Annotated in this window: 3 protein-coding genes; all 3 read right to left on the bottom strand. The window is 63.2% G+C overall.

Going from position 1 to position 3496, the window contains the following annotated elements:
* Positions 1-56: 56 nt before the first annotated feature.
* Positions 57-1241, bottom strand: coding sequence for an ABC transporter ATP-binding protein (locus QVE23_RS08635; protein ID WP_021750988.1), 1185 nt, complete (start codon positions 1239-1241; stop codon positions 57-59).
* Positions 1242-1430: 189 nt separating this feature from the next.
* Complete coding sequence (locus QVE23_RS08630) at positions 1431-2423, bottom strand: ComEC/Rec2 family competence protein (RefSeq protein WP_287967939.1); 993 nt, start codon at positions 2421-2423, stop codon at positions 1431-1433.
* 6 nt (positions 2424-2429) lie between these two features.
* Positions 2430-3326, bottom strand: coding sequence for a carbohydrate ABC transporter permease (locus QVE23_RS08625; RefSeq protein ID WP_287553608.1), 897 nt, complete (start codon positions 3324-3326; stop codon positions 2430-2432).
* Positions 3327-3496 lie beyond the last annotated feature (170 nt).

Genomic DNA, 3496 nt, shown 5'->3' with positions numbered 1-3496 from the left:
GTTCGGTCAAAATCCACATTTTCAGCACCGCCCTTCCAGTCGGCACGGGCGGCGGATCAGACCTCCAAATTCCGGCCAGTCTCCCGGTCGAAGACATGGGCCACGTTCCCGCCGAAGGTGAACGGCAGGGCGCTGCCGGTGGCGGGAATCGGATGCCCCGCCCCCTGGAGATCCATGGTCTGGAGGATGACGATGGTGTCCCGCCCGCAGGCGTCCACGTGGAGATGGACCGCAGAGCCCATCATCTCCGCCACGTCCACAGTGCCCCGCACCGCCTGGGACGCATCCCCGGCCAGGGAAATGTGCTCCGGCCGGACGCCCAGCGTGATGGGGCCGGGCTGGACCTGCTTCCGGGCCAGGTTCGCCTGCTTGGCTTCGGAGAGTTCCACCCGGGCGTTCTCCAGAACCACCGCATAGCGGCCGTCTTCCTTCACCAGCTCCGCATCAAAGAAGTTCATCTGGGGCGTGCCGATAAAGCCCGCCACGAACAGGTTCGTGGGATGGTCGAACACCTCCTGGGGCGTGCCGATCTGCTGGATGACGCCGTCCTTCATGATGACGATCCGGTCGCCCAGTGTCATGGCCTCTGTCTGGTCGTGGGTCACGTAGATGAACGTGGTGTCGATCCGCTGGCGCAGCTTGATGATCTCCGCCCGCATCTGGTTGCGCAGCTTGGCGTCCAGGTTGGAGAGCGGCTCGTCCATCAGCAGGACCTTGGGCTCCCGCACGATGGCCCGGCCAATGGCCACCCGCTGGCGCTGGCCGCCGGAGAGGGCCTTGGGCTTGCGGTCCAGATACTCCGTGATGCCCAGAACCTCCGCCGCCTGATCCACCCGCTTGCGGATCTCCTCCTTGGGGTACTTCTTCAGCTTCAGGGGGAAGGCCATGTTCTCCCGCACAGTCATGTGGGGGTACAGAGCGTAGTTCTGGAACACCATGGCGATATCCCGGTCCTTGGGTGCCACATCGTTCATCAGCTTGCCGTCGATATACAGTTCGCCGCCGCTGATCTCCTCCAGGCCGGCGACCATCCGCAGGGTAGTGGACTTGCCGCAGCCGGAGGGGCCTACCAGCACGATGAACTCCTTGTCCGCAATGTTCAGGCTGAACTCCTGCACTGCCAGCACGCCCTCATCCGTAATCTGGAGGTTCGTCTTCTTCTCCTCAGAGCCCTTTTTCTTCTTGGCGGGTTCCTGGTGGGGATAGACCTTCTTGATGTTTTTCAGAATAACTTCTGCCATGATATCAGGCTCTGGAAACAGCGCCTCCGCAGCTGTTCCCTCACGGCCGGCCGGGGCCGGTCCGCCTCTGTGGCAGGTCTCCACACTGCCGCACCGCGAGCCAGGCGGGGTTCTCCTCCTTTTTTCGTCCCGCTCCCGGCAGAATGTGGAGTGCCGGAGCGGACGGATATGTCGTATTTGACCGGGGACTCAATCCGGGATGGACAGGTATGTGCCCTCCATTGCGCCGCCGGCGCCTACTGTGAACGTCAGGGCCTGATGGGGGGGCGGGACTGCGCCGTCCGGACCGGGCGGGCAGTCGGAAAAGTACAGCCGTGCGCCGCTGTCCGCCATCATCTGCAGGATGGCCGGATCGGCGCTGTTGTAGCGGCGGTCGCTGGATGCGCAGCACACCACCGCCCGGGGAGCGATGGCCTGGATCTGTTCTGCAGAAATACCGTCCCGCTGGCCGTGGTGGCCCACCTTGAAGAGGTCGGCCCGCAGGGAGGCGGGGTCCAGCCCTCCATAGCCCATGTAGTTGGTGTCGCCGGGGAGTAGGATCCGGGTCCCCCGGTACTCCAGCAGGAGGATCAGGCTGTAATTGTTCATAGCCGCGTCCAGCTGGTCCAGGCGCTGGCAGAAAGCGGACGGGTCCGCCTCCTCATACAGTGCCCGGCACGAGGACGCCAGCTTCTCCGCCTGTGCACGGGAGGGGCCCAGCACCCGAACCAAGAGATCCCGGCACAGCCGGAGCTCCATTCCGGCCAGAGGCCGGTGGCGCGGGCAGCTCTGCCCCAGGCAGAGGCGGCGGTAGTCGTTCAGGGCCCGGAGAAACTTGCTCCGGGAGGGCGTCAGGCCCTCCGCCGGAATGTCCAGCGTCCGCATGGAGCGGCAAAACTCCGGGGGCAGCGTCTGCCAGAGGGCCGCGGGAGGCAGCTTCTCCGCCGCGGGCAGCAGGCCGCACAGGTGGTCCTCATGGACATGGGTGGCTGCCATCAGGTCGATGTGGTCCACGCCCCGCAGGGAGAGGTACTGGTCCAAGGGGATACGGCCGGTGGCGCTGTCCCGGTACTCTTCTGCTTCGGCGCTGCCGCCGTCGATCACCATGACAAAGGTGCCGCCGGGGAAGGCCGGGTCGGGACATTCCAGCAGGGCGGCCTCCCCATAGCCCACGTTGACGAATGTCAGCTTCAGTTCTTCCATAGGCGCTCAACCCATGGCCCGCTTGATGTAGAAGCTGGACAGGATCAGCACCAGCAATGTCATCACGATGGCGCCGGCGCTGCCGAAGCCGAAGTCCAGAGACTTGATACCGTATGTATACAAGAACTGAGTGATGGTCGTGGTGGTGCCCGCCGGGCCACCGCCGGTGAGGACGTTCACCTTCTCGAACAGGCGGAAGGTGTCGATGGTCCGCAGCAGGGCGCACAGGGCCAGGCTGCCCTTGATGTTGGGCAGGGTGATGTACCAGAACTGCTGGAAGAAGCCGGCGCCGTCGATGCGGGCGGCCTCATACTGGTTCTCCGACACGGACTGGAGGGAGGCGTACAGCAGCAGAAACACAAAGGGGACGTTCTGCCACACGTCGATCAGCAGGATCGTGCCGAAGGCCGTTTTTGTGTCCATGAACCAGTTGAACACCGGCAGGCCCAGTCCCTTCAGGAACTGGTTGATGATGCCGTAGTTGGCGGAGAGCATCATCCGCCAGCTGAGGGCCACCGTGACGGCGGGCAGCAGATAGGGCAGGAGCAGCAGCGTCCGCATAATCTTCTGCCCTCGCTTGAGGGAGTTGACAAATACTGCGATCAGAAGGCCGAGGGCCATCTCCAGTACCACCGCCAGGATAGTGAACTTGATGGTGTTCCACACCGCCTGCTGAAAATATCCGTTTTTAAAGAGGGAGACGTAGTTATCGAACAGCACAAAAGAGGAGTTCTCCGTGCCCTTCAGGTAGTTGTAGTCGGTAAAGCTGTATACAAATGTGAAAATCAGGGGATAGGCCGTCATGACCAGCAGGACTATCAGGGTGGGCGTGAGCATTCCGATCCCGAACCGGTTTGTGGCCGCCTGGGCGCTATTCAGTTTTGCAATCTCGTTTCTCTTCATACATTGGCCTCACAAACTCGAGAGGTGTGGCCCCAGGGCCCGGCTCCGGGGCTTTTGGAACAACGGCCGGGGGGGCCCCCCGCGCCCCCCCCCCCCCGGGGGGTTTGTTTTTTTATATTGGGGGGGGACGGCCACACAAGCTACAACGAAAACAGGGCGGGGGGCCCCCC

The sequence above is a fragment of the Oscillibacter sp. KLE 1728 genome, assembly GCF_934833455.1.
Lineage (GTDB): Bacteria > Bacillota > Clostridia > Oscillospirales > Oscillospiraceae > Oscillibacter > Oscillibacter welbionis.
The sequence above is the reverse complement of the archived record's forward strand: the minus strand, read 5'-3'. Positions and strand labels throughout refer to the sequence as shown.